The sequence below is a fragment of the Candidatus Hydrogenedens sp. genome (assembly GCA_035361075.1).
Taxonomy (GTDB): domain Bacteria; phylum Hydrogenedentota; class Hydrogenedentia; order Hydrogenedentales; family Hydrogenedentaceae; genus Hydrogenedens.
In genome coordinates this window covers 15,170-40,964 of sequence record DAOSBX010000011.1, presented here as the reverse complement: position 1 = coordinate 40,964, position 25,795 = coordinate 15,170, and the positions used below count along the sequence as shown (strand labels likewise).

At 36.6% G+C, this 25,795-nt stretch carries 19 protein-coding genes; 6 read left to right on the top strand and 13 right to left on the bottom strand.

The genetic code is table 11. From position 1 onward, the window contains the following. Positions 1–42: 42 nt before the first annotated feature. The 7 genes from eno to PLJ10_05090 all read right to left on the bottom strand — a co-directional run bounded on the left by eno (position 43) and on the right by PLJ10_05090 (position 7,814). Positions 43–1,329: a phosphopyruvate hydratase gene (gene eno / locus PLJ10_05120; protein ID HOK09026.1), complete on the bottom strand. Its 1,287-nt coding sequence runs from the start codon at positions 1,327–1,329 to the stop codon at positions 43–45. 33 nt (positions 1,330–1,362) lie between these two features. After that, complete coding sequence (locus PLJ10_05115) at positions 1,363–2,145, bottom strand: hypothetical protein (GenBank protein ID HOK09025.1); 783 nt, start codon at positions 2,143–2,145, stop codon at positions 1,363–1,365. A gap of 188 nt (positions 2,146–2,333) precedes the next feature. Continuing rightward, complete coding sequence (locus PLJ10_05110; GenBank protein ID HOK09024.1) at positions 2,334–3,080, bottom strand: pseudouridine synthase; 747 nt, start codon at positions 3,078–3,080, stop codon at positions 2,334–2,336. Positions 3,081–3,084: 4 nt separating this feature from the next. Further along, a complete protein-coding gene (gene scpB, locus PLJ10_05105) occupies positions 3,085–3,720 on the bottom strand; it encodes an SMC-Scp complex subunit ScpB (GenBank protein HOK09023.1) in 636 nt (211 codons plus the stop codon). A 24-nt stretch (positions 3,721–3,744) separates the two neighbouring features. Continuing rightward, positions 3,745–4,758, bottom strand: coding sequence for a 3-deoxy-7-phosphoheptulonate synthase (gene aroF, locus PLJ10_05100; protein HOK09022.1), 1,014 nt, complete (start codon positions 4,756–4,758; stop codon positions 3,745–3,747). A gap of 99 nt (positions 4,759–4,857) precedes the next feature. Further along, positions 4,858–7,017 (bottom strand): glycoside hydrolase family 9 protein, encoded by a 2,160-nt coding sequence (locus tag PLJ10_05095; protein ID HOK09021.1) that lies wholly within the window; start codon positions 7,015–7,017, stop codon positions 4,858–4,860. 26 nt (positions 7,018–7,043) lie between these two features. Then, entirely contained in the window at positions 7,044–7,814 is a 771-nt protein-coding gene (locus PLJ10_05090; GenBank protein HOK09020.1) for a hypothetical protein, read from the bottom strand. 194 nt (positions 7,815–8,008) lie between these two features. Here PLJ10_05090 and PLJ10_05085 point away from each other — a divergent pair, with 194 nt between their 5' ends. From PLJ10_05085 to PLJ10_05065, 5 genes are all read left to right on the top strand, one after another. Then, on the top strand, positions 8,009–9,178 hold the full coding sequence (locus PLJ10_05085) for a DNA methyltransferase (GenBank protein HOK09019.1): 1,170 nt from the start codon (positions 8,009–8,011) through the stop codon (positions 9,176–9,178). Next, positions 9,159–10,031, top strand: coding sequence for a restriction endonuclease (locus tag PLJ10_05080; GenBank protein HOK09018.1), 873 nt, complete (start codon positions 9,159–9,161; stop codon positions 10,029–10,031). The genes PLJ10_05085 and PLJ10_05080 overlap by 20 nt, the downstream gene beginning before the upstream one ends. Before the next feature lie 84 nt (positions 10,032–10,115). Further along, entirely contained in the window at positions 10,116–10,859 is a 744-nt protein-coding gene (locus tag PLJ10_05075) for a ThuA domain-containing protein (GenBank protein ID HOK09017.1), read from the top strand. Between the two features lie 6 nt (positions 10,860–10,865). Next, positions 10,866–12,206 carry a hypothetical protein gene (locus PLJ10_05070; GenBank protein HOK09016.1) on the top strand — a complete coding sequence of 447 codons (1,341 nt, stop codon included), beginning with the start codon at positions 10,866–10,868 and terminating at the stop codon, positions 12,204–12,206. Between the two features lie 126 nt (positions 12,207–12,332). After that, entirely contained in the window at positions 12,333–13,301 is a 969-nt protein-coding gene (locus PLJ10_05065; protein HOK09015.1) for a peptidase MA family metallohydrolase, read from the top strand. 23 nt (positions 13,302–13,324) lie between these two features. On the opposite strand, the gene PLJ10_05060 is transcribed toward PLJ10_05065, so the two are convergent. The 6 genes from PLJ10_05060 to PLJ10_05035 all read right to left on the bottom strand — a co-directional run bounded on the left by PLJ10_05060 (position 13,325) and on the right by PLJ10_05035 (position 21,980). Then, positions 13,325–13,900: a hypothetical protein gene (locus PLJ10_05060; GenBank protein HOK09014.1), complete on the bottom strand. Its 576-nt coding sequence runs from the start codon at positions 13,898–13,900 to the stop codon at positions 13,325–13,327. A gap of 111 nt (positions 13,901–14,011) precedes the next feature. Next, entirely contained in the window at positions 14,012–14,806 is a 795-nt protein-coding gene (locus tag PLJ10_05055) for a glucose 1-dehydrogenase (GenBank protein ID HOK09013.1), read from the bottom strand. Between the two features lie 149 nt (positions 14,807–14,955). Next, the gene (locus PLJ10_05050) at positions 14,956–16,248 is read right to left on the bottom strand and encodes an ATP-binding protein (protein HOK09012.1); all 1,293 of its coding nucleotides are present in this window, start codon (positions 16,246–16,248) and stop codon (positions 14,956–14,958) included. Between the two features lie 106 nt (positions 16,249–16,354). Beyond that, positions 16,355–18,013 (bottom strand): hypothetical protein, encoded by a 1,659-nt coding sequence (locus PLJ10_05045; protein ID HOK09011.1) that lies wholly within the window; start codon positions 18,011–18,013, stop codon positions 16,355–16,357. A 17-nt stretch (positions 18,014–18,030) separates the two neighbouring features. Continuing rightward, positions 18,031–19,191, bottom strand: a complete 1,161-nt coding sequence (locus PLJ10_05040; protein HOK09010.1) for a hypothetical protein — start codon at positions 19,189–19,191, stop codon at positions 18,031–18,033. A 116-nt stretch (positions 19,192–19,307) separates the two neighbouring features. Beyond that, the gene (locus PLJ10_05035) at positions 19,308–21,980 is read right to left on the bottom strand and encodes an alkaline phosphatase D family protein (GenBank protein ID HOK09009.1); all 2,673 of its coding nucleotides are present in this window, start codon (positions 21,978–21,980) and stop codon (positions 19,308–19,310) included. 193 nt (positions 21,981–22,173) lie between these two features. Between PLJ10_05035 and PLJ10_05030 the strand changes: the two genes are divergently transcribed. After that, positions 22,174–25,557 carry a DUF4397 domain-containing protein gene (locus PLJ10_05030; protein HOK09008.1) on the top strand — a complete coding sequence of 1,128 codons (3,384 nt, stop codon included), beginning with the start codon at positions 22,174–22,176 and terminating at the stop codon, positions 25,555–25,557. Positions 25,558–25,795: the final 238 nt, after the last annotated feature.

Below are 25,795 nucleotides of genomic sequence, written 5' to 3'. Positions count from 1 at the left end.
TGCTAATAGTAATTATAATCAAAAACTGCAATTTATGTTAATTTATTTCAATGGTGCAAACGCTTTGACACCTAAAAATTCTGATTGTGTTCCTAATTCTTCTTCGATACGCAATAATTGGTTATATTTTGCAATACGGTCGCTACGTGATGCGGAACCAGTCTTGATTTGTCCTGCATTCACAGCCACTGCGAAGTCAGCAATCGTGGAATCTTCCGTTTCACCGCTTCTGTGCGAAATTACAGTGGTGTAACCTGCACGATGTGCCATCTGGCAGGTTTCGAGTGTTTCGGTTAATGTTCCAATTTGATTGAGTTTAATCAAAATAGAATTGCCAACCCCTTCTTTAATTCCACGAGCAAGGTACGTGGGATTGGTTACGAAAATGTCATCACCAACCAATTGAATCTTGTTTCCAAGTTTATCAGTAAGCTTTTTCCAGCCTGCCCAGTCGTTTTCGTCGAGGCCATCTTCTAAACTGATAATAGGATATTTCTTTGCCCATTCTACCCAAAATTCAATCATATCGTTGGTTGTTTTTTCTTTTGGTTCTTCTGATTGGAGAATGTACTTGCCTTCATTAAAGAAAGAACTGGCAGCTGGGTCAAGAGCAATCCAGACATCCTTTTCTGGTTTGTAATCTGCTTCTTTAATGGCTTTTAATATCACTTCAATGGCTTCTTGATTGGATTTTAGGTCTGGAGCAAAACCACCTTCATCACCAACAGCAGTATTTAATCTTTGGCTTTTTAGTACCTTTTTTAAGGCATGGAATACTTCTGTGCCCATTCGTAATGCTTCACGGAAACAATTTGCACCAGCAGGCACAATCATAAACTCTTGGAGGTCAACATTGTTGTCAGCATGCTTTCCGCCGTTTAGGATATTCATCATTGGTACAGGGAGCACATGTGCATTGGCTCCGCCAATATAGCGATATAATGGCATTTCAAGTGTTTCTGCTGCCGCTTTAGCGACTGCAAGAGAAACGCCTAATATTGCGTTAGCACCTAATTTTCCTTTGTTTGGTGTTCCGTCTAATTCGCAAAGCATCTGGTCTATTTCTCTTTGTTCTAATGCGTCCATGCCTAAAATTTCTTCTGCTATCACGTCATTTACGTTCTTTACTGCCTTAGTGACTCCTCTGCCTAAATAGCGTTTCTTATCGCCGTCACGAAGTTCTACTGCTTCATTCTCTCCGGTAGATGCGCCAGATGGAACTGCTGCCCTACCAACTGCTCCAGAGGCAAGGTAGACATCAACCTCGATGGTTGGATTTCCACGCGAATCCAATATCTCACGTGCTTGAACTGCTGTAATTCTTGTCATAGTCATTCCCTTTCTCTTTGAATTTAAGTTTATTTATAATTTCCATGGCTTAAAAAGATGCTCCCAACTTCTGTTGAGAAACTCATCTTCATAATCTCTAAAAACAATATATTCAGGTAATTCTATTTGTTGTTTTTGTATTGCTTCATATTTTCGGGATAATATTTCATAAGCACAGGTTAAAATAATTGGCGGTATTACTGTACCTATGAAAAAGAAATATAGAGGAAAAATATTTAGTAAAGTAGAAATAGTATAACAAAAAAGTAATTGAAAACTAAAATACGGGTTGGCGATTAGAATAATATAACCCCAGAGAATATTTTTTAAGGTGTTTAATCTTTTAAATGATAATGTTGGTATGCTCCATAATAATGAACAGAAAGTAAACAGTATAAGCCAGAGAAATAAGCCTATAAAAATATAGTTTACCCATAGCAGACCAGAAAATTTTTTATGAAGGTAAAACCAAATATTTATTAAGAGCACTGTAAATAAAAAGAGGAATAGTAAACCTACGGGTAGTGATTTTATGAAAGTAATTTTAATAGCAAATCCCAATTTATTTTTTAATCCCTCCTTGTGTTCCAGAATACTAACTGTAAATGCTGATATGAAGACGTTAGCAATGTAAAAATATAGGCAGGCGCCAAAAAGTAAGAAACCAATTAGTAGAGGAGGAAAGGTATTGATATGGAGAAATAAAGGGACTATGAATATTATCCATGGGGTAAGCAAACATAGGTTAATCATAAACCATGTCCCCATATAGTCATACCAAATCCAGAAGCTCATTTTTAATGTGCGTTTTAACATGTATAAGTTTCCAAAAGCAGAGCAAAAAGCAGATGATGTAAAAATCTTTCATAATTTTATAGTTAGTCGGGTGCTATAAACAAGATATAAATCCATTGGAAGAGTTTTTCTCAATATTTTTATACGAAAGATGGACGGATGGAGCAATAGGGGATGGTAATTATTTGGATTTTGGGTTAAATTTGGTTTTAGCATTTGCCGTTTTGGGCTTGTTGGTATTTTTGGGAGATATTTTTGAGAATAGCAATTTCCTCAGGGGTTAAGTATCGCCATTGCCCTGTAGGGAGGTTTTGTAAAGAGATGCCTGCAAAGGAGATTCTTTTTAGAGAAATTACTGGGAAACCGACTGCAGAACACATCCGTTTTATTTCCCGTTTTTTACCTTCATGAATGGTTAATTGGATGTGAGAATGGGAGAGAGACTGGAGTAAAATTTTTACTTTTGCGGGTGCAGTTTTGCCATCGTCAAGTTGAACGCCGTTTTGCAGTTTTTTAATAGCTTGGATTGTGATAAATCCTTTAACGACAGCAATATACGTTTTTGGTACCTCATTACTTGGGTGAAGAAGACTATTTGCTAATTCACCATCATTTGTTAATAACAACGCACCTTCTACATCGAGGTCTAACCTGCCAACTGGAAAAACACGTGTTTTCAGTTTTTTCACCAAATCCATAACGGTAGGTCTTCCTAATTCATCGCTGGCAGTGGTTACAACACCTTTGGGCTTATTGAGAAGGATGTATACTTTTTCTGAGATTGGAGAAGAGACTGGTTTGTTATCAATATAAATTTTGTCAGTTTCAGGATTTATTTTAATTCCTAATGGGACAGGATTCCCGTTAACAGTAATCCTACCATCCTGAATAAGTTTTTCAATGGCACGTCTTGAACCAATTCCACATTGGGCGAGGTATTTTTGCAACCGAATCAAGGGACTACTTAAACTCCTTTAGGTCTTCGACACTCGGTAAATCTTGTAAACTGTTTAAACCAAACATGAGTAAAAATTCATCTGTTGTGCGGTAGAGTTTAGGTCTTCCAGGTAATTCTGAGACTCCACACACTTTTATAAGATTCTGTTCTAATAATTGTTCAAAAGCGTGTGTAACTGAAACTCCGCGGATAGCTTCTACTTCAACTCGTGTTATGGGTTGTTTATAAGCAATGATTGCTAATGTCTCTAATAAGGCTGGGGACATTCGTCGTGTGCGTTTTATCTGTAGAAATTTTCGAATAAATGGGGCAAATAAAGGTCGGGTAAGGAGCTGATAGCCACCAGCTATCTCTTTTAAGATATATGGGAGGTTATTATTGTTGTTTATTTCTATCTTTATTTCTTCTAATAGAGATATAACAACTTCGGTGTCAATATCACCGAGGATTTCTGCTATCCGATTTGCGCTGAGTGGCTTGTCACTTACAAATAATAATGCATGAATTGCTTGCTTGGTCTGTTCACGGTCAAGCGATGAGAGGGATTCTTCTTCCTCTGCGATGAATTCATTTGTTCGAGGTTCTAATGAAGTTACATTCTCTATCGGGATAGTATTTTCATCTTTTATTTCTGTCATTGTTTATGTATCCTGAATGATTTTTCACATTGTTCTTCCCACGATATTTACTAAGGGGTTGATTTCTTTCATGAGTTGTTCAAACTTTTCTAATTTAAGGGATTGAGCACCATCTGACAAGGCTTCTGCAGGATTGGGATGAACCTCTACGATAATACCATCAGCTCCTGCTGAAATTGCCGCTTTTGACATAGGAATTACTAAGTCCCATCGTCCGCTTGCATGGCTTGGGTCGATAATTACGGGTAGATGGGAGTATTTTTTGACTACGGGAACTGCCTGAATATCCAAGGTGTTTCGTGTTTCTGTTTCGAAGGTTCGAATTCCACGTTCGCACATAATAACATTAGGATTCCCTTCCGCAATGATATATTCAGCGGACATAAGCCATTCATTAATTGTGGACATCATTCCTCGTTTTAATAATATCGGCTTGTTTAATTTGCCTACAGCACGAAGCAGTCCGTAGTTCTGCATGTTGCGAGCACCAATTTGGATAATATCTGCATAATCTGCAACTACAGGAACTTGTTCTACGGTCATAGCCTCTGTAACAACAGGTAGGTCATACTTTTCGGAAGCCTCTTTTAACAATCGCAAGCCTTCCAATTCCATCCCTTGAAAACTATAAGGGGATGTGCGTGGTTTGTAGGCGCCCCCACGAAGTATATGTGCCCCACATTTTTTTACGAATTCTGCGGTTTGCATAATCTGTTCTCGGGACTCTACCGCACAAGGTCCTGCCATGACACAAAAGGATTTTGGTCCTATTCGAATTTTACCTACCTGAATATTCGTGTCTTCTTTTTTGACTTCTCGACTTGCTAATTTGTAAGGTTTTAAGACGGGCATTACCTTTTCTACATGTGGTAATGCTTCTAATGCTAATACCCCTTGTAGGATGCGTTCATCGCCTATGACTGCTATAACTGTTTTTTCGACACCTTCAAGGACGTGAGGTTTAAGGCCTAATTCCTCGACGCGACTTACAACATAAGCAACATCTTCTGGTTTCCTGCTTGCCATTACAATAATCATATATAAATCCCTTCCGACTTTGTTGTTATAAAAAATCCAAATCTTTTCTATTGATTTTGTATGATTATATCATATTTTTTGTGAGTTGTTTTCACTCGTTTATTGTAATGTGGTATTGGAGGGAACAGGAAGATTCATCTCTGAATGGATATGGACACGGTAATAATGTGCTAATGCGTTGATATATAAAGCCATTGCTTCTAATGATACACTTGTTGAATTTGGGTCTACGTCTTTAGTGTTTGACATATCAAGGTAAGGTGTATCCTGATTCCTTGAAGATGCACGGATACCATACGGAATAATACCTACTAATTTTGAAGGTGCTACTCCTGCCTTTACATAGGGATGTGAGATTGAGGGCAGGTTTTTTTCACCTATACCTTGTATGAAACAAACGCCGAATGGGTTAACCCCTAAAATCCAGTTAATTTGGTCAAAAAATAATTTTTTTGTTGATTCATCTGGCATGAAACGGAATGCTTTTCCTGCTAATTGAGAAATATGCAATAGATAAAGATTTGTTCCTTTTAATACCTGCTCTTTAGGGGTTGTGATACCAAAGAAATCTACCTCTGGGCTCCATTTTATAGGACATATACCGAAGGGGTTTTGATTTGCCTGTTCTATATAAGGTTGTAATGTGTTTTTCAAAGCTTGTATAAGTTCATATGTTTTGCTTTCATAAGTGAAAGTATCATAACGAGGTATGGCTTCTGAGACAGATAAGAGGTCACTCGGAATTTGTGCTTGTATCTGGGGGAGATATTTATCGGGACCTTTTAATTCACTGAGGTAAATGAGAGCTGTGAATAATCCTGGTATTTTTATTCCTCTGTTTAACATGGAATTTGCAATGCGTTCCGTTTTTTCTATGTATATATTATTATTGGAATTGGAAGCTAATCCGTAGGAGATATAAGAGAGAGCAGAGACACAGATTTCTTCGTCCTGTGGCGGTTCGACAACTCGTTCCTCTTGAATTGTTGAATTATCTTCTTCTTTCTTTTGCTTTGAAATGATATTTCCCAGTAAACTTCCGTCTTCCTGTATTCGATTTATAATGTATTTTGAACCCCACTCCAATTCTTCGCGGAATAGTTTTTCTAACTCTGTATTTTTTAGAAGTCGCCATTTGCAGATGTTATAACTTTCTGCAAGGTAGTTTAAACAAAGGGCAGTTTTTTGTTTTCCGTAGTCTTCGCCATTATGCCAACCTCCAATGAGTGATTTACCTTCCCATGAATCATCTGTATGGCATGGTTCATGAATGCCTTCGACATCTATCCCACATCGATGAATTCGTATCCCTTCGAGAACTATAGGAATGGTTTTTTCCCAGAGGAGATCTTTTCCAATCATAAATGAGGGACTTAAATATTTTTTATTTTTAACGAAGACACCTATTTTGTAAGTGCCCTCGTCATTAAAGTCTGTAAAATCCCCTCGGTAAAACCATTTTCCCCAGTCGGATTTATATGCACCAATTATTCGTGAAGGATTGCTTAGTGAAATTTTTTGTAGTTGATTTTCTGAACTGTCCAATATATAGGCTTCCATATCATCAGGAACAAAATTTGTCGCAACGATGAATGATTTTGGACAAAGTAGGTCGTATCCTACTTGGTTAACAAATATTTCCACTGACTGAGTTTGTTCTACAATAGCGGTTAGTACAACTTCATCCCACCAAACGGTGCCAGTTGGATTTAGGTCTGATGAAAGTTGGAGATAAAGTGCATTGGATTCAGAAGGGGGTTGTGTCTCTGGAAGAACAAACCGTTTCCAATCAGAATTTGGTGTTTCTATGAGTTTAAATTCTGTTGTGGTTAGTTGCTCTTCGCCTTTCATCCATTGAATTATTGCCTTTGAGGGGAAATTGCCATGATATGAAATACTTCCTGTGATTGATACGATATTGTTAGGAATGGGAATAGGTCCGGTATGGATATTAATGGTTCCTTTTCCGTCTATGCGTAGTGCATTTTTGCCTGATAAATATGTTTCATTGTCCAGTTGAATCTTAGTATTTGCGTCTTCTGGGGAATATTTCCATCCTGATAAAATGGAATCGGTACTGTCTTTTGTCTCAGTAGGTTCGAAGCCCCCATTAGTAATAAGTGACACTGTTTCCCAAACATAATCCTCTTTTTCCGACGGTGATGAATTTGTCTCCTCACAGGGGACAGAGTTAGAAATGAATATTATTATATTTGTTATTATAAGCAGTAAAGAGTATCTTTTGTAGAGAAGATGCATATCCTTATTTCCTTATTTATTGGGTTTTATTTTATCTGAAATGGTGGTTCATTCTGTATTTCACTTATGAGATTGTAGGCATGATTTTCTTGTTCTTCTGTACCTGTAATAGCAAACCATAAAGCCCCTTCTGCACCATTAACGCCACCTCCTCCTATCAATTCTGCATCAGCACCTGTTAGCAGTTTTATAGCATCTATTTCTGTAAAAACGTCACCCGGAACAGGGAAAAATCGAGGACCATTTCCGTGAGCGGTATTTATTTTCACTGCAATCGCGTCAAGATTTCCAGAAATTCGTTTTTCAAGCCCCACAGGGATAATAAGTTTTACCCGACGACCTATCACAGCAGGTATTGTAACCCCAATAGTTCCCCCTTGGGGATGAGCAACAAAAATCCCAGCCCGCCAATTATTAATATCCAGTGCATTCGCCCCTTTGAGAATAATATCATTTTGGCTTAATTGTTGAACCACATCAAAAAGATTTTTACCTCGTTCCCAATTCCCTTTGACAATTACAACATCCCCGATAAAAGAAGACTCATCAGGCAATCTTCCCATATCTGTGAGTGAGTAAAAGGGAGGTAATGTAATCCCTCTAAAAAATCGGTTTTTAGGGAAAGGATCTTCATACCCCAAATACTTTAATATTTCCTCTGCAATGTATCCATTTGTCGTGCCTGCAACAATAACTATCGTGTGTGCATTTATCGCTCTCTGTATTTCCGTATGTCGGACGATTCCTCTCGCTATGAGCCGTTTACAAGCTGATACAGTTAACACCACTTGCAACATAAGAAAAGTTCTCCATTTACTAATTTTTTGAAACAGGAATAGATAGTAGTATATTTTATCCTAATATAAGAGATTATAAAAGGGAAACCTCTTACTCCTAAAATTTTAATATTTGAATAGAAAAAAAGAGAAACCATGTTTTTAACGATTTATTGGTATAAATTATAATAAAAAAAGGTTTTGGAGTTATTAATATGAAGATAGGTGAATTAGAACTAAATAAAATCTATCAAGGGGATTGTGTAGAACTACTAAAGAAATTGCCAGAAAACTCTGTCGATTTAATTTTTGCAGACCCTCCATATAATCTGCAATTAAATGGCGAATTATACCGGCCTAATCAAACAAAGGTAGATGCTGTAAATGATGATTGGGATAAATTTGAATCGATGGAAGAGTATGATAAATTTACATACCAATGGTTAAAAGAATGCCACAGGGTTTTGAAAAACGACGGAAGTATCTGGGTAATAGGAACATATCACAATATTTTTAGAGTTGGAGCGATACTTCAAAATATTGGCTTCTGGATTCTCAATGACATAATCTGGGTAAAAACGAATCCCATGCCAAATTTTAAGGGCACGAGATTTAATAATGCACACGAAACTTTAATTTGGTCAACAAAAACAAAATCATCTAAATATACTTTTCATTACCATTCAATGAAGGTGATGAACGATGATTTACAAATGAGAAGTGATTGGTTAATCCCTATATGTCAGGGAAATGAAAGGATTAGAATAAATGGGCAAAAAGCCCACTCTACACAAAAGCCAGCGGAATTGTTATATCGAATAATCATATCAACTTCAAATCCTGGTGATATTGTTTTAGACCCCTTTTCAGGCAGTGGAACAACAGCAGCAGTTGCAAAACGACTTGGTAGAAATTTTATCGCATTTGATAAAGAAGAGTATTATGTGAAAATTGGAATGGATAGAATTAAAAGAATTATCCCGTTAGAGAACCACTATTTAGAATATAAAGTAGAAAAAAGAAAGCCAAGAGTTTCATTTGGTAATCTTATAGAAAAAGGATATATCAAGATTGGGGAGTTTTTATATTCCAAAGATGGCAAATATAAAGCATGTGTTTTGGCAGATGCATCTATTCTCCATAACGATATAGTAGGATCTATCCATAAGGTGAGTGCAAAGGTATTAGGTAAAGAAAATAATAATGGATGGACTTACTGGTATTTAAGAAGAGAAGGTAAATTAATTAGCATTGACCAATTAAGATATGAGTATGAAAAAAAATATCTTACTAATTCTTTTGATTATGATATTTTTGACTTTGAAAAAGAATCTTCACTAACAGTCAAGGATGAAAGCTTCTTATATGAAAATGATGGAATATAATGAGTTTAAAATGATATTAAATAAAAATATATTTGAACACTCAAAGGCAGATTTGCTTGAAAAAATTGCAAATTCTCCTTCAAGATATATTGGACTTTTTAGACCTACTAAACCAAAAGGTAAAATTCTCCAAAATTTATTACAATCACATGAAATTCGATTCGGAAATGCATTTGAGGAAGTTTTAGAAAAATATTTAGGATACATGGGATTTGAAATACTAAAAAAGATATATGTTGACAAAAACAAAGGTAGTAATAATATATTATGCATAGACCAATGTTTCAGGAAGGGAAAAAAAGTATATTTCCTTGAACAAAAGGTTAGAGATGACCATGATTCTTCCAAAAAAAGGGGGCAAATAAAAAATTTTGAGGAAAAACTAAATATAATGCTATCAAATTTTTCAGAAAAAGAACTTGTTGGTATTTTTTATTTCTTAGACCCAGAACTTGTTAAAAATAAATGTTATTATGAAAATGAATTAGAGGCAATGAAAAGTGACTATAATATAGAGACACATTTGTTCTATGGTGGAGAAATATTTAAATTTTTAGGATATCCCAGCGTATGGAACGAAATTCTTGACTACCTTTCCCAATGGAAGAAAGAAATACCGGATATGCCAGAAATTAATTTTGACATAGACTATGAAAACACTTTTGATGAAATTAAAGATTTAAAACCACTCATTTTTAGAAGTCTGCTTACTGACGATAAAATATACAATGAAATTGTTTGCACATTATTTCCTGATGGGAAAACTTTTAGATTATTAAGACAATATTTTATATCGAAAAAGAACTCTATTTACGAGAGATTAGTTAATTTGATTGATAAACGTGTAAAATAAATCCTTTATATATTTTTTTACTATTTAACAATATTTAATATTAATTCTAACTCATTTAATATTAAACGATGAAAGGGATTAATCATGTCAGGATTGCGTGTTACAGTTTGGAATGAAGGTGTCCATGAAAAAATCAGTGAAAAAGTACAGAAGGTATATCCAAATTCAATTGGTGGGCAAATTGCCCAATACTTAGAAAAACAGCCGGGTATTGTTTCTGTTCGTTCTGTGCGATTAGATGACCCTGACCAGGGATTATCTGATGAAATTTTAGAAAATACGGATGTAATGACCTGGTGGGGGCATCTGGCTCATGATAAGGTAACAGAAGAAAATGCGGAAAAAGTGCAGAATCGTGTCTTAAATGGGATGGGATTAGTTGTTTTACATTCTGGACACATGTCCAAGCCGTTTCGTCGGCTTATGGGAACAGGGTGCATGCTGAAATGGCGTGAATGGAAAGGTGAAGGAGAACGGGAACGCGTCTGGGTGGTTGACCCCGCACATCCTATAGCTGATGGAATACCTGAATATATTGAATTAGAACGCTCCGAAATGTACGGTGAACATTTTGACATACCCCAACCGGATCAATTAGTTTTTGTGAGTTGGTACCAAGGAGGGGAAGTATTTCGCAGTGGTTGCTGTTGGCACCGTGGATTGGGAAAGGTCTTTTACTTTAGCCCCGGGCATGAAACTTTACCGATTTATTATAACGAACACATATTAAAAGTTATTTATAATGGCGTTTTATGGTGTGCACCAACGAAACCTATCAATGGCGTTTTCCGTGGAAATTTTGATCCACCCCTTGAAAATTTGGGATAAAACACTATGTATAAAAAACATTTGCCCCGTAAGATAACTATGTTTATTGGCATAGTTATCACTTTACTATGCTTACTTACACAAGCCGATGTTTCCAATACAATAGGACCTCCTCCCTTATGGAAAAAGGCAGAAATATTCCAGCAGGACATGGAAGAACGCTTTTTACTGGAGGGGCAGGCTTTATGTAAGTTAGTATTACCACAAAATGAGCGGGGACTGTCTTATAACATGCCCGACAATGCCTACATGACGGGGATATATGTAGGTACCTTGTCTATGAAATACATGATAACAAAGGATGATAGGGACAAAGAGAAGCTAATACAATCAATTAAAGCCCTGAATTTTCTATGCCGAGCCAGTGGGGTAGACGGTTTGCTGGCTCGTGCTGTAATACCTGCCGATTCTACATGGAAAGACGATGGTATATGGAGACCTACTCCCGATGGGAAATATAAATGGCGAGGCGATGTGAGTAGTGATCAAGTTGATGGCGTTATGTTTGGTTTTTCATGGGCGTATGAAACGATTAGCGATGATTCTATACGGAAAGAAATATCAAAAGATGTAACTGCAATTGTAGATCATATATTAAAAAATGATTTAAAAATTGTTGATGCAGACGGAAAACCTACTACCTGGGGAAAATACTTCCCCCAGTACACAATAATAGAACCCTTAAATGCTTTGTTATGGCTTCAGGCTTTAAAAATAGCCCATCAAGTTTCCGGCGATAGTAAATATGAAAATTTGTATAAAGAATATGCTATTGAAAAGAAATATGCAGAGCGGTCTATTCAGGCGAGAAGAAATCTTGACCCTACGCGAAGAGGCTTTGTGAATCATTCCGATGATGTCCTTTTCTTTTTAGGAATAGAACCCCTGTTGCGATTGGAACAGGAACCACAAATACGAGAATTCTATATCAAATCTTTCAAACACGCTTGGGAAGGTTCTCCCCCCTTTCCGGGATTAAAACCTGAAGCCAATCCTTTATACTCCTTTTTGTCAGCAAAATATATAGGCGATACCTCAGAAGTAGAAAACGCTATCAAAACACTTACATGGTTTCCCTTTTCGATTAAATGGAATAAAAATACCATTACCAAGTATGAACAACAACATGGTATCCGATTAATCTGGGATGTACAGAGTCCCGAACCCGAGAAAGGGAAACCTATCCCTATTGATAGACGAGAAAATACATGGTCCACATGGGTACAGGACCCATACCTCTCTCCAGGAGACCCTATGGAAGATTTTCCTGTCGAGTATAATGGACATGACTACCTTTTAGGGTATTGGCTCGGTCAATATTATGGTTTTATACCATCTTATAAATAGTGATTTTGTCTTTAACCTCTTAAATAAATTTTCCATTGATTCTTTTTTTAGAGTTTCCATGTGGCAATATTAGGATTCTACTTTATGTTATGATAGGGGTAAATAATGTTATATGTGTTGTGAAAAATGTTTCATGTTATATCTATACATTTTTTGATTATCGCTTATATTACGTTGGGGCAAAATGAGCTTCAGCAGTTGGAAACAGACCATAGTGTTGTGTTTTACTCGCCAGAGGATAGGGCACAAGCTGAGTATGCTGGGAAAGTCATTGAGCAAGCATGGGGCGAATATTCACGACGTTTACAAATAGAGAATAACGAAGCGGTGCAGATATGGATTATTCGCGAATCACAAGATTTTAAGGTTAAGTCTGGTGGACGTTCTCCCTTTTTGTTTGGAGGTGTAGCCCATTCAGGAAAAGGGGTTATTATCGTAAAATCACCAAGGTTGCGGAATTGGGGTGAAGATTTTGCTGGGACATTACGACATGAGTTGATGCATGTATTTATTAGTCGGGCTGGTCTGGAAAGTCAGCTTCCATTATGGTTTAACGAGGGACTATCGATGTATGTCGCTAATGAATATTATTGGAGCACAGGACTTCGTATGTCTCAGATAGTATTGACAAATAGACTTATTGAATATCGCTTTTTAGATCGAGAATTAATGTTAGCAAATTCGCCTGACAAAACAAATAGTGCTTATATTCAATCACTATCTATGGTTCAATATTTAGTGAAGACTCTCGGTGATGAGACCTTTTGGAAAATGGTGAATACGTGCAAGGGAGAACGTTTTGTTAAAGCTTTAAATGATATTGGGGGAATAACGTTAGATGAGTTTTGGTATGGCTACAGAAAATCACTTTGGATTGTTACTATTATGGGGGCGATAGCCACAGGCTCAATTTTTACACCGATTGCTATACTTGCTGTGTTTGTATTTTTATGGGTTTGGCAAAGGAACCGTAAACAACTCCAAGTGTGGGAAGAAGAAGAAATAGAGGAGGAACAATTAGGTATTCGAAGTGTTCCATGGGAACATCTTACACAGGAACCATATGACTGGGAAATGGATAATGATGATGAGTAATACTTATCAAATCTATTTTATTTCTAACTTCTCAAACTATTTTCGGAATAACCGAGACCAAAGCCAATAAATACACCCCTGTTAATTAAATCTTTTAACATATACCCTATTCCAAAAGGAATGTCATCGATTTGTGGATAATTCTTTCTGATAATATTCATCTCAATAGTGGCTACTTTTTCAAACAGAAGTTCAATTGCAGGTTCCTCGTCGAGTAATTGATTAAATAGCAGGCTTTTGGTGTTTGGTTGATAGGGGGCAACGATGTAGTTGTATTCATCCATGAGAGTTGGTATATATTGGATACCTAATCTCATTTGTGGTCTTTTTATATTCAAAAGGTTTTGATATGCAATGTAAATAAGGTAACCTGAGAAAAGGGCATTTGCTATCCCGTCTTTCATTTTTTGTATTTCATAAGGAATCAAATTATTGGTCTCAGGATAAGCCTCTAACATTTTATCCATTAATTGTTCTGTAAAACGGCCAAATCCATGAAACACGCCATCTTCTATTGTTTCTTCTAACAGGCTTGCTTCATCTTTTGGAAGTCGATTTAGCCTGTCCCATTCCTGTGCTATTTGTTTGTATAACAACATATTGAACCTCTTTTCTAAGAATTAATATTCTATGAGAAGTATAGAGACGTGTTATCTCATTTATCAAATTCCGAAAATTATTTGCCTTGGGACAATTTATATGTGATAGATTTAAGCAGTTTTTCCACCGTCGCAGACAAGAATGGCTCCATTAGTATAACTTGCTGAGTCGGAAGCTAAATAAACTACGGCACCTGCTATTTCATCAGGCTGGGCATGACGTCCTAAGGGTGTGGCTTGCACATATCGTTCGCGGATTTCCTGTGTTTCAACTAACACTGAGGCAAATCGTGTTTCAGTAAGTCCTGGACATACTGCGTTACACCGAATTCCACAGGGACCTAATTCGCGTGCAAGTACTTTAGTGAGCATAATAACCGCTGATTTTGTCATGGAATAGATACCCATGAATGGAGATGGATGTAATCCCTCGATGGAGGCAATATTGATAATAACACCTTTTTGCTGGGATACCATTATCTTGCCAGCTTGTTGTGCCATGAGAAAATAACCTTTACAATTTACCTCAAAGGTTTTATCAAAAACAGCCTCTGTCGCTTCAAGAAAAGGGCCGAAATAAGGATTTGTCGCTGAATTATTAACTAAAATATCTAATCGTCCAAATTCATTACGGATGCGTTCAAATAAATTGTTTACCTCTGTGTTTCGGGCACTATGACATGTTATTGGTGTGGCTTTGCCTCCTATAGAATTAATTTCATTTGCAGTTTTTTCCAAAGGCTCTATGTTGCGGGCAGTAATAATCACGTGTGCCCCTAATTCGGCAAGTGCAAAAGCAATTGATTTGCCGATACCCCGACTGGCACCTGTTATCAGTGCAATTTTCCCATCAAAATTTAATTTTTCGCGGATGGAGATATTTAGAGGGATTACATCTGTAGACATATTTGCTCCTTTATGATAGGTTAGTTTGTTATTAATGTATCATAAACAAGGCAAATAAAAAAGTAAAAGTCAGTTTACCTTCAGTGCATAAATATTATAAATTTTATGCACTGCCAGTGCATAAAATTATGATTTATTATATTGTCATTTTATCCTTGACTCTTTTCAAGGAGCCATTTCCATAGAGGTATATATTGTATCCGCTTCTTTCCTATGATTTCTTCTCCTTCTTCGTACTCTGTGATGATAAGTAGTTGATTACATTTTAGTTCTTTACTACATTTTATGAGTGCTTTCATTTCTCGCTCTCTTGTTTCATGGTTATCTAATCTGTGACATACCTGAATTAATTGTTTTATTTTTATTCCTTCTTTAATTACAAAATCCACTTCATTTTTGTAAACATCTTGCCAGTAATAAAACTCGATATTTTCATAATATTTTTTCCGTTGCAATTCCAATGCAACAATATTTTCATATACTTTCCCTAAGTTCTCGGATGTTTTAAAACTTAAAGCATGGATGAGTCCCGTATCGATACAATAACATTTTCGATTAGCAAGGACGCTTTCCTTATATTTGAAGGCAAGCCGTTTAACAAAGAAAAATAGATAAGCTTCCTCAAGATAAGATATGTAGTTTAAGGATGTGTGGATACTTTTTAATTTGAAGATATTTTTTATTTTGTTAAAGCTGATAAGACCAGAATAATTGGTGATAAGATAATTAGCGATTTCTATTAAACTATTCACAAATTTTACACGATGTCGAAGAACGACGTCTTTTGTGATTAACGTTGAATATAAAGATTGAAGATATGGTTTCGTATCAACAGTTCCCTTTAAGGTTTCAGGGAACCCGCCTGTTTGTATATATTCATTTAGTTTCTTCTTTATAAATGCGGTTTCTTTTGTTGTCAATAACTTTTTTTCTTGAAAACCGTAATAAGCTAAATATTCTTTAAAGGAAAAAGGAAAGAGTTCTACTCTCAAGTGACGTCCCGTAAGATGTGTGGCTAATTCGCGTCCTAAAAGCTTCGCATTACTCCCTGTGACGATGATATTAAAGTTTTGGCGATGAAGCCTATTCACAAATAATTCCCATTTAGGAATATTCTGGATTTCATCGAATATTATTTCCCGAAACTCCCCATAAACTTCATAGAATATTTCGAGAATAGTGTTTAGGTCACTTGTGTCCAAGGAAGATAATCGCTCATCATCAAAATTCAAATATGCAAAATGACGGTCTTTGAATAGCTGGTAAGCAAAAATCGATTTTCCACAGCGTCGTATCCCCATGATAACCTTTATTAAATCGGAGTCTATTTGTTTTCGATATAGATTTAAAATACTCCGCTCTACAATTTTATTCCTTTTGTAAAGATGTTCTAACTCACCTCTCTGGTCGATAACTACCTGCTTTATTATATTTTTATCCATAGTGCATAAATCTCCTTAATTTTATGCAGTGCCAGTGCATAAATTTTATATAATTATACAAGCATCTATCCTATAAAATCAATATTTTGTAAAATAAAAAACTATTTTAAAGCGGGTTATATTCTATTTCTAATGCTACAAAAGACTTTTCTGCCCAACGATTTTTTGTTTTAATATATTTATACTCACTATCGAATACGAGATGTGCAATTACATTTCCATAGTATTTTTTCCACTGGTCGAAAAAGGCTTCTTCCAAGGGAACCCCTTTTCGTAAGAGTATAAATACTCGAGCCTCTTTTGATTTTATTCTGTTTAAGAACGAAAATAATGTTTGTTCATTTGGAGGCCCTTCTTTGTCTGAAGTTGGAATAAAGCAAAGGCTTCTACGATGTCCACACCCCAAGGTTATATCAAAAGTTGAATCACCAATAATCCAATCATTAGGTTGAGTTTCAGAACAAACCCATTGTAATCGTGGATTGTCATTTAAGAGATTTTCAGTTGTAAAATAGTTTTCACTTGTAATTGGGTAAATGAGTGTAAAAAGGAAAATAGACAGGGAAGAAAAAACAACCATTAACCAATAAGGTAGGGGAAAAACTCTTTCAAATAATCCAGAGAAAAGTATTATTATTGAAATTGTAAAGGGAAAAAGTAATCGATGGCTTATAACATCGATTTGATAAAAAGAAGTATAAATAATGATAACAATTAAGTAACTGACAGCCCATATAAAATGGATGAATACAAGATGGTGTTTTATATACTCCTTTAATATGCTATATTTTCTTTGTACAACTATTATTAAAATAATAAAGAAAAAAAGTGCTACCAGTAAAGAGCCTTGTATTTCATTAGGTATAATCTTAGGGAAAATCCAATTTGTGGATAGGGCTGAAAATGTTAATTTTATGTTTTGCCATAGGGATATATCGCTCTGAGGTCGTGGCAGTCCAAAAATTGACCCTGTTACTATTAAATTTCTCGCAAAGATAGGAATTGCACAGATTGCCCAACCTGTTGTAAATAGGAAAGAAGTGGCTAATACCTTATAGTATTTTGTTGGAAAGAATTTACCTTGGTTAGACATGTTTTCTTCTGATTCAAAAAAAATCTGTTGAGTTAAGATAATAAAGAATCCTAATGGAAGTAATAACCCATGAATATAACGGATAGAAAAGGCTAACCCTGCCAATATTCCTGAAAATATCGACGTTACTTTATGAAATTTCTTTTGTTCTGTGAGAAGCCATAATGAGCCTAATGTAAAAGGAATAACAATTCCATCACTCCAAACCCATGAGTAGACATAAGAAATAGGGTATAGTAACAATATTAGAATAAACGACCAAATCCCAGCATTAACTCCCCAAAAACGGCTTGTTTGAAAAAAAACGATTGATGTAGTTCCAATGAAAGCTAACCAAACACATATTTCACTGGCAGAGGGGAATGATGAGTACCCGAAAAGTTTATGTGCCAAAACAATTAACAAAGGGAATCCGGGTGCCCAGTAATTCATAGGGATGTAACGTTTTTCATTGTCCCAAATATTTAGTTGGTTTGTCATTACAAATGAATGTACAATACCGCGTCCTTCACTAATATTTAGGGCAGTATCTAAGTAGATATAGGAGTCTGGGGATAAGGATAAACCGTGAGTAGTAAATTTACTATACGTGAAAACCACCCAAATAACGAAAAGCAAAAATACACATATTAATGTCAGGAAACGACGATTAGTAAATAATGAAACTGGCATATATCTCTTTGTATTATTTATGATTTCCCCTTCTTTAGAGAGTTGATTTTCTTTTCTAATTTTGAATCCGTTGTCCCTGATATCTCTATGTATTTCTGGTAATATTCCTTTGCTCTTTGTGCATCCTTTTTCTTTTCAGTATATATAATAGCTAAGTTATAAAAAAGTGGGGAATACGGTTTTACTGCTGAACTTTGTGACAGTGCTTCCCCTACTTTAATAGCTTCATCTACTCGCTTCGCTTTATATAAAGCAACTAACAAAGCATTGCCAACAATAGCATCTATTTTTTCCTGTTGCCATCCCTTTTCAAACAAGGGTACCGCTCTTTTCCATTTTCGGCGATATAGTTCCGAAATACCCTTTGCAAAGTAAACTTCTTTCGAATCCTCTAATTGTAATTCGCCCAAAAGTGAAGAAACGGCAAGTTGAATCCCATATTCTTTCGAGTTTTTAAAGTTTTCTCCGTGGTTATCTGTCCAACGACTCAAAGCATTTTTGCTTAGTGTAAGTCGAGGTGAGAACATGTTTGATTTAAACGGATTAAAGTATGTTTTAAAATCCTGATTTATCCGAAAATCGACACTTGGAGAAAATACCATTTCATTTCGCCAGAGTAATTTTTCATTGTGTAGGTCATAGAGTTTTCCATTCCAACGGAAAAACATTTCACCTTCAGGACCATAAATACCACACGTAATTTTCATATCAATTAACACATCAAAGTTTTTGGCTCGCAGTTGTTTTAATCGCTCTTGCACTGCTTCTCGGTCAGTCTTATATTTTGCCGTTGAGCCTAATGGTGGAACTTCTATAATCTCCCCTGAAACTTTATTTTTTAGAGCATTTAATATTGCATCTCGATATGAGTCGGTTACTTTTATCTCACCAATAGCTTTTTGTAAATCTTTACGATAGTTTTCATTTTGCACCTCGGATATTAGGGCTCCTGCTAATCGTGCAGTGCTATGGATGATTTGTAATGTTTGCCGTACAGGGGATACTGCTATAACAAATTCATCAGGAACAACCGTGATAGACACCGCAATTTGTTTTGCAGTTTGGAGTGTCTCCTTAATATTTTCACGTTGCTCTTTCGAATAGCCAAAAAAAGAAATTAGGATAAACCCCACAAAGATAATAGATCCTGCACATAATTTATTTTGTTTTATCTGCATATGTTAACCCTTTATTGTTGAACTATTTTTTAAAATAATTATTTTATCATTGTAGCATAAGAACACTATTTTTGAGAACTGTAATCCCGTTGGCGAAATTGTTTTTGTACGTATTTTTAAAATTTTATTTCAATAATTTTGTCCTTCTCAGAATCGGAAGTAATTTCAAGGTCTTTTATTATTTGTATTTTTTCCGTTTCAGGTTCGAGAATTTCAACAAGATATGTGCCCTCTTCAAAAACGAATGGTTGGAATTGATTAGAATTAAGCCTTAATGAATAGACAAGACTATTATCTTTTGCTCGCCGAACTTTGATAACAGGTTGTTTTATGCCGTTGATTTTTATTATAGGCAAATATCCTTTAATGTCTGAGTTGTAGTTATCAGTTTGTTTGATTGTAATAGGCCAGCCGTTGAATTGTTTTGCATTTTCTACGACTGGAGACTCCCAACGTGGCCAGCATTCAAAGGTAACAGTTCGTGTGTTTTTATTAATTCGAACAATTCCGTAGCCTGTGGCAGGGTTATAAAGTTCTTGTGGTTCTATTCCATATAGCATAGGATTAGCAACTGCATGCACAGTAATTTTGTTACCGAAACCATCTTCATATTCGCCTGTATAACGTGGTGCCCCTTCTTTTCGGTTTTTCCCAGGAATAGGTGGAAACCAGCGACGTGGAAAACGAGTCCCCAGAGCTGGAACCGCAAATGCATACGACGAGTCATTCCAGTGTTCCACTCCATATTGAAGTGTTATCCCTAAGTGTTGGTCTCCGCAGATGTGCACAGCAAAACATTTTCTCCAAAGGCGGAGGGCTTCATTCCTTGCAGATGGTGGCCAACCATTAGTATCAGCATCCGCTTTAATTGCATAAAACTCTGGGTATTCTTCAGGTGGATAAAGTTCCAGTTTCGGAATAATATTGTCCCTCGTCTCGTTTGCAGGTAGTGTACTTGCACTCGCATATAAGGTTTGAGATAACACTACTTTGAATTGTGCTCCATACGACCAGTCCTCTACCCATGTATTTAAAAATTTCATTTGTCTATCACCTAATAGGACAGCACCCGGAGCATCTGCTTCTTTTTTAGGGTCGAATTTTGGATTTTGGAACCAGCCATTCTCACACTGGCTATCCGGTAAAAATTCTTTGGGTGAAGATTTAAATTTTCGGTCCTCTAAAATAGCCATGCTAATCCCGGCGTAGACAAGGTCTGTATAGTAAACGGTAATACCTTGTTCGATAGGAGTCGGATCAAAGGGTGGAGGTAAATGGGCAGTTTGTGTTTTTTGAATTGCATTTACAAAATCCGGAGGGTGTACATAACCACCATCATCTTGGACTTTTGCTGGTCTGCCACCTGCTCCCCAAAGATTCCCTTGATATACATCGTGGTCATCAGGGATACACACAGTAGGACGTTCTCTGGTTAAATGACGAAAAGACCAATACCACATATACCATCGATATAAATAATCCAATATATCCACCTCTCTTCGTGTAGGACTGGCATGTTCATATATCTGGTCACCAGAGAAAAATAGTAAGTCTGGGTTGTGGTATTTTACCTTACTTACGAGGTCTCCATGAGGAAACCACACCTTTGCAGTTGTCCATTCATACGAACCTGTATCTACACCATCGCCACCTACCATTCTCGAACCTGTGAATCCTGCACATACAAAGGTGTCTGATTCCTTCGGCTCTTTTCGAATAGTTCCATAATAAGCAAAAGAACGAAGGTTCCCTTCTAAGTCATTGGCTTGAACCACGACACGATAGGGTATATCTTTATTAAGTTCCCAATGTGGTATTTCAAATCGAGCAACCCATGCAGTCCTATCTACATTTGCTTTTGCTAATTCAATCCATCTCATATTTTTTTGAACCTCAAGACTTGCCTCTTTACCCTCTTCTTTTCCTAATGGGAATAATTGGGCTGATAAATATAGATTTCCTCTACTAATGGTGTAAAGTGCTCCAATAATAGGTCCTACTTCTTTCTCCTCGGAACTTATCTCCTCAAGTTTACTCCCTTTCATCTCGAAATTTTGAAAACAGAAATTAGCCGGAACCGAACCTTTCCCCGGATGAGAAACAAAAGCAATGTTTCCTTCTGTTTGTTGTGCCGGTATTTTTTCAATAGACGTATCAGATAACAATTCATTTGTTTCTGTATCGAATATATAAAGCCATAAGGTAATCCACTCCCCTTTTTGAGTTCCTTGAACTTGAACACGATAGGAATAAGCAAAACGATTTGGAACTTTCCCAGTGGCAATAACAGGAGCATTTTTTTTCGTAAAGTCTTTAATAATTGCCCTGCCATGTTCGTCAATACCTACCATAATGCCACCATTTGCACCAGGACTATGATGAACCAAAGCAGATGCACGAAACTCTATACCAGAGCCCGCCCCTATTAAAAACCCTGCAAAAGTGTCAAGCCCATCGGAAGAAATAATAAGAGGTTTGATGTCAACCTTAAACAAAAAACTACCTTCTGTATTACCTATACGATGACTTAATATATGAACAGTTCTGTAATCATAATTAATTCTTTTTGTTACGCTTTGTATTCCATCTTTTGTGGACCGCCAATCTTGTAAACGATTTGCCCAAAAATATGGGCCGAGCCACACTCTCTCTTCTGGAATAGAAAATCGTAATTTTATACCCGAATCTATACTAAAAGCATCTGTAGAAATGAACATAAGAAGACATAAATAGATAGTAAAAAGATATGTAGTACATGTTTTTTTGTATGTTAAGTAGCGATTAATCATATCTAAAACCTCCAGATTCCCAAAACTAAATATTTTCACCGACAAAAAAATTTAACATTTTTAGATAAATTTTGTGGTATTATTATAAAAGATAATATAAAATAAATAAAAGGTTGATTTGTTTTTTTGGGCTGATAAAGGTATACTAATTGAATAGAGTTAAATAACAGAACTTTAACTGGAGGATAGTTATATGTTAAAAATGAAATTTGTAGCGGTCGTGGTCGTTTTGGGACTAATTATGTTCCCGTCTCTCGCAAAAGCAGAATCCCTTAATTTGGACTTCTGTGACAGTCTTCAAAAGGTGCTTGAAAATTCATTGCTGGAAGGTGTAGACCTTGGGGAATTTCAATATTTCTTAGATATGTTTCAGCCGAACAGTATGGATTTGAACGGTAAGATATACGCAGATTTGCGTACAATACCAATACCAAATGTGGCAGGTTTAACAGAAGAGCAAGCCCGCACGGTTTTAAAAGCATGGGGCTTTAATGTCGTGACCACTTTCTATACAACTCATCCTACTGTACCGGCAGGTCAAGTTATTCGAACAGACCCCTCCGCAAATAAACGCGTGATTGCAGGGAGTGATGTTCGCCTTCGTGTATCCACAGGGGAAGGTCCAGAAAATACACCTATTGATAGTATTTCTGCCGTAGAGTTTATTGGTAATTTAAGTGGAAATGGAATATTAGACATTGCCAATGAATTTGGATTAATACAGAGGATTGCTAATGATGAAACTTTTGATAATGGTATTCTGACCCATGAACAGGTATATAATGCATGGACGCATAATTTGACTCAATTCCAGACAGATATGGGACCAACCCTCTCAGCGATATTACCCGGTATAATTCCAGGTATTCAGGAAATCTTTCTTGCATACCTAACCTTAGGTGATGGGGACTATACCATTTATTCCCAACCGACTCCCAATCAGTTTGAAGGTTATATGAATGGCGGTGTAATTAATCCACCGACGCCATCTATTGCTAAAGGCTTTGTAAAGATGACTCAGACTTTGGATGAGGGTGAAACAAATATCACAGGAATTACATTCAATATAGACATTACAAATATTGAAGGGATAACTTCTATAACTGCGGTAAATGTAGCAACATCGGAGACCTGGTGGTATATTGATTTTGGGAAAACAGACTTGTCAATTGAATATACAGTAACACCAGAACAACTCGCTATGATAGACACAACAAAAATATTCCCAAATGATGATTATTGGAACAATTTCTATATCATAGCCAAAACGATTGCATATCCAGATGGTGAAATAGCCGTTCGACTTGGTGATTTAGAACCCCGTTCCATTCTGGCAGAAGGTGAAGGTTCTTTCGGTATTATTGCAGGATTGATTGCACTTCTTGACGAACAATTAAGAAAAGTTACCCTTGAACAATTTGGGACAGAAATGGGATTTGATAATCCTTATTTAAACAAAGAGAATTATATTGGGTTAGACGATTTGCTCCCTGAGGCAGATGCAGACGGTGATGGTGCAAGTAATCGTTGTGAGTATGAATGGTTTGATAAAGAGTATTGCAGAGAACTTGTTGCTAAATGTTCTGGGAGTCAAGTAATTACAAAAGATGGCGTTGATACAGGAAGTCTAAGTAAGAAAAAGGGCAGTTTCGTTTTTAGACTATGGCATGACCCTGAGGCAGAAGAAGTCTATATGGATGTTGAAATTACTCCCGCAGTAACACTAAGTAAAATAACACAAATTGGCATTTTTGATGGTATGAATAACGAAACACCATTAATTTACGATTTTCCAGGACCCTTTAATACATCTCCATATAAACATCGAATTACACAGGCAGAATTAGAAGCTATGCCTTCTGCGGAAAATCCACATTTGATTATTTGCACAAGTAATCAACCTGGTATTACTGACCATGGTGAAATTGGTGCTGACCTTAAACAATATTGTTCCCAGATATTCTCATCAGGAGCAAAAAGTTTAAAGCAAAAAGAAGTAATTCGTTATGTAGATGCTGCATTAAGTTCTGATTTTAGGCCACAGTATTGTACTATGGTAAGTGGCTGTCATATTGAACTCAAAAATGACAGAGTAGTTCCTCCTGTTCCTCCTATTTCAAGCGGAACTGTTGATGTGGATACTATTTTATATCTCGATACACAGGAAATTTCGTATAAAATTACAGTTAACTATATTGAGGGAAATACAGGGCCAATTTCTGTCGGGCTTTATGAAGGTGGTATCGGAGAAAATGGAAACCTAATTTTAGATTTAGGTGGTCCTGCATCACCTGTGGTGAGAGTATTAACGCCTGAAGAGGCTCAGCTTATAGCCGGAAAAGATGTTTATGTTTTATTAACAAGTAGTGGATATCCGGATGGTGAATTAAGAGCACAACTGGACTGTGAAGGGAATGTAAGAATTGTAAATGCAAGTTTTGATTCACAAACCTTAGATGTATGCATGAATGGAATACCAACATTTGTATTAGTAGAATATCCATCTGCTACTTCATATAGGCCAGTTTTGTCTAATGAATACAATTTCAGAATAATCCCCGGCACAGGTGGTTATGACACCTGTTTAAATGCACCAATTATTTCCACTAATTTAGATATATTCGGCGATAGCAGTATAACTGTAGTTGCGACAGGTTGGGTTGATAGCCTTGAAATGTTCACATTAGAAGACGATAACCGTGCTCCCGCATCAGGATTTGCCAATATACGATTTGTAAATGCAGTAAAAGATGGATATGCTGTAGACTTTATATTCGCAGGTTGGCCACCAGAACTGACACCATTGTTCTCCAATATTTCTGCACTCAGTTCAACACCTTATTATGGGATATCTGCTCCTGATACATTAGATATCGTTATATCTAAGGCGGGTTTGCCTGAAGAGGTGATTGCGATGCAGTCAGAAGTTCAATTCTTGCCTGGTGGTGTATATACAATATTCCTTGTTGGTCCTGTTCCATTGAAGAATGGTTATCAACTTCTTATTACTGAAGATAGACCCGGTGAATTGCCCCCTGAAGGTGAAGGGACACCGGAAGGCGCTCCTGAAGGTGTAGTCGAAGGGACCCCGGAAGGCACCCCTGAAGGAGTAGTCGAAGGGACCCCCGAAGGTGTAGTTGAAGGTACTCCAGAAGGGACCCCGGAAGGCACCCCTGAAGGAGTAGTCGAAGGGACCCCCGAAGGTGTAGTTGAAGGTACTCCAGAAGGGACCCCGGAAGGCACCCCTGAAGGTGTAGTCGAAGGTGAACCTCCTACTCCACCGCATAGTGCCGACCAAGATGGTGATTGGAAAATAAGCTTATCGGAATTGCTTCGTGTAATCCAATTCTTTAATTTGGGTGGTTACCATTGCGACCCATCGGGTGAAGATGGTTATGCCCCCGGACTTGACGGAGACAAGACATGTACACCGCACGCATCAGACTATAACCCGCAAGATTGGACGATTAGCTTACCTGAGTTATTGAGACTGATTCAGCTCTTCAACCTGAATGGTTACTATCCATGTGAAGGAGGAGAAGATGGCTATTGTCCTGGTTCGGGAGGACCTGCATAATTTATAAAAGATTTTGCAAGTAATTTGTAGGGGCGGTTATAAACCGCCCCTACTTTTTAAAATACAACCCATAAAATTGCAAGTTTAGAACAAATTAAAAAATTTTAAAAACAGGCATGGTATTTGTGGCTAAAAAGTATTGTCAATATCTCTAATAATGTATATGAGTACTTATCCCAGTATCTCACTCATACACTTTGATTGTTTTATTTATCCTTCTATTTAACACCCCTTGTTT

Bases quoted from the DNA above. Each gene is read 5' to 3' on its own strand.
- eno (HOK09026.1), bottom strand. From the start codon at position 1,329: ATGACAAGAATTACAGCAGTTCAAGCACGTGAGATATTGGATTCGCGT.
- PLJ10_05115 (HOK09025.1), bottom strand. From the start codon at position 2,145: ATGTTAAAACGCACATTAAAAATGAGCTTCTGGATTTGGTATGACTAT.
- scpB (HOK09023.1), bottom strand. From the start codon at position 3,720: ATGACAGAAATAAAAGATGAAAATACTATCCCGATAGAGAATGTAACT.
- aroF (HOK09022.1), bottom strand. From the start codon at position 4,758: ATGATTATTGTAATGGCAAGCAGGAAACCAGAAGATGTTGCTTATGTT.
- PLJ10_05095 (HOK09021.1), bottom strand. From the start codon at position 7,017: ATGCATCTTCTCTACAAAAGATACTCTTTACTGCTTATAATAACAAAT.
- PLJ10_05090 (HOK09020.1), bottom strand. From the start codon at position 7,814: ATGTTGCAAGTGGTGTTAACTGTATCAGCTTGTAAACGGCTCATAGCG.
- PLJ10_05085 (HOK09019.1), top strand. From the start codon at position 8,009: ATGAAGATAGGTGAATTAGAACTAAATAAAATCTATCAAGGGGATTGT.
- PLJ10_05080 (HOK09018.1), top strand. From the start codon at position 9,159: ATGAAAATGATGGAATATAATGAGTTTAAAATGATATTAAATAAAAAT.
- PLJ10_05075 (HOK09017.1), top strand. From the start codon at position 10,116: ATGTCAGGATTGCGTGTTACAGTTTGGAATGAAGGTGTCCATGAAAAA.
- PLJ10_05070 (HOK09016.1), top strand. From the start codon at position 10,866: ATGTATAAAAAACATTTGCCCCGTAAGATAACTATGTTTATTGGCATA.
- PLJ10_05065 (HOK09015.1), top strand. From the start codon at position 12,333: ATGTTTCATGTTATATCTATACATTTTTTGATTATCGCTTATATTACG.
- PLJ10_05060 (HOK09014.1), bottom strand. From the start codon at position 13,900: ATGTTGTTATACAAACAAATAGCACAGGAATGGGACAGGCTAAATCGA.
- PLJ10_05055 (HOK09013.1), bottom strand. From the start codon at position 14,806: ATGTCTACAGATGTAATCCCTCTAAATATCTCCATCCGCGAAAAATTA.
- PLJ10_05050 (HOK09012.1), bottom strand. From the start codon at position 16,248: ATGGATAAAAATATAATAAAGCAGGTAGTTATCGACCAGAGAGGTGAG.
- PLJ10_05045 (HOK09011.1), bottom strand. From the start codon at position 18,013: ATGCCAGTTTCATTATTTACTAATCGTCGTTTCCTGACATTAATATGT.
- PLJ10_05040 (HOK09010.1), bottom strand. From the start codon at position 19,191: ATGCAGATAAAACAAAATAAATTATGTGCAGGATCTATTATCTTTGTG.
- PLJ10_05035 (HOK09009.1), bottom strand. From the start codon at position 21,980: ATGATTAATCGCTACTTAACATACAAAAAAACATGTACTACATATCTT.
- PLJ10_05030 (HOK09008.1), top strand. From the start codon at position 22,174: ATGTTAAAAATGAAATTTGTAGCGGTCGTGGTCGTTTTGGGACTAATT.